The organism is Vandammella animalimorsus (assembly GCF_002288875.1).
GTDB classification, from domain to species: Bacteria; Pseudomonadota; Gammaproteobacteria; order Burkholderiales; family Burkholderiaceae_C; genus Lampropedia; species Lampropedia animalimorsus.
On the sequence record NZ_NTBH01000024.1, the window covers coordinates 1 to 1263 of the forward strand.

Genomic DNA, 1263 nt, shown 5'->3' on the forward strand with positions numbered 1-1263 from the left:
GGGAACCTCTCAAAACCTCACCTGTACTTTTGATCGAGTAAATTGCTCAGCATGATCACTCCTGGCAGCGCCCTGAAGTTCGACCTGTTTGCCCAAGCCTGTCGAGAGCGCAAGCTTGAAGACTTGGGCGATCCCTTGCAACTCATCGCCCGGCACATCGACTTTGCTGCCCTGGCCAGTCTGGCCGAGCCATTTCTTGCTCGCAGCGATGGCCGCAAAGGCGGCAGACCGGCCTATCCAGTCCAAGTCATGGTGCGTGTGCTGGTCTTGAAACGCCTGTACAACCTGTCTGATGAGCAAATGGAGTACCAGCTGCTCGATCGTATGAGCTACCAGCGCTTTTGCCTACTGGAACAAAGCATGAACGTGCCCGACAGAAACACCATCTGGCGCTTTGCTCAGCGCCTGGGTGTTGATGGAGCAGTGGCCCTGTTCCAAGGCGTGGATGCACAACTGCACCGCCATGGCTACATCGCCCGAGGCGGACAGGCCATTGATGCCACCCTGGTGCCAGCGCCCAAGCAGCGCTTGAGCAAAGAAGACAAGGCGCAGCTCGATCAAGGCAAGAAGCCTGAAGGCTGGAGCCAAGCCAAGTGCAGGCAAAAGGACGTGGATGCCACTCACACCAAAAAGCACGGCAAGGGCTATTTTGGCTACAAGCTCAGCGTCAGCGTTGACCATAAACACGGCTTCATCCGAAAGGTGGCCACCGGCACGGCCAGCGAGCATGACGGACAGCATTTCGATGAGGTGCTCGATCTGGCCAACACAGGAGCAGAAGTCAACGCCGACAAAGCCTACCCGAGCAGACAAAGATGCGAAATGCTCAAAGCGCTGGGCTTCAAAGACGGCATACAGCGCAAGGCGCAGAAGAACAAGCCCTTGAGCGATTGCCAGAGGCGACGCAACCGGCGTATTGCCAGCAAACGCGCCAAGGTCGAACACGTCTTTGCAGGCATGCGTCACCTTGGAGGTAAATTCATCCGAAGCATTGGCCAAGCCAGAGCCAGCGCAACCATGGTGTTGATGGCCGCGTGCTACAACATCAAGCGACTGGCCCGGATGCTGGAAGAAGGGGTTGACCCCTTCTTCAAAACTCGCCCCTCAAAGACCGACTTGCGCCCCCAAACGGCCAATGCGTGAGGAAAAGGAGGGAAATGGGCTCAAACGCGCTCTAAAAAAGGGCTTCTTGATCCGGTTTTTTTCAGATCGTGAAGTGTTGGGGCTGGAAGTCCAGGAATTGCCCGGTTTTTAGAGGTTCCC

At 56.5% G+C, this 1263-nt stretch carries 1 protein-coding gene; it reads left to right on the top strand.

Annotated features, from left to right (window positions below; genetic code table 11):
• The first annotated feature begins 54 nt into the window (after window positions 1-54).
• On the top strand, window positions 55-1143 hold the full coding sequence (locus CLI93_RS14615; RefSeq protein WP_095543730.1) for an IS5 family transposase: 1089 nt from the start codon (window positions 55-57) through the stop codon (window positions 1141-1143).
• Window positions 1144-1263: the final 120 nt, after the last annotated feature.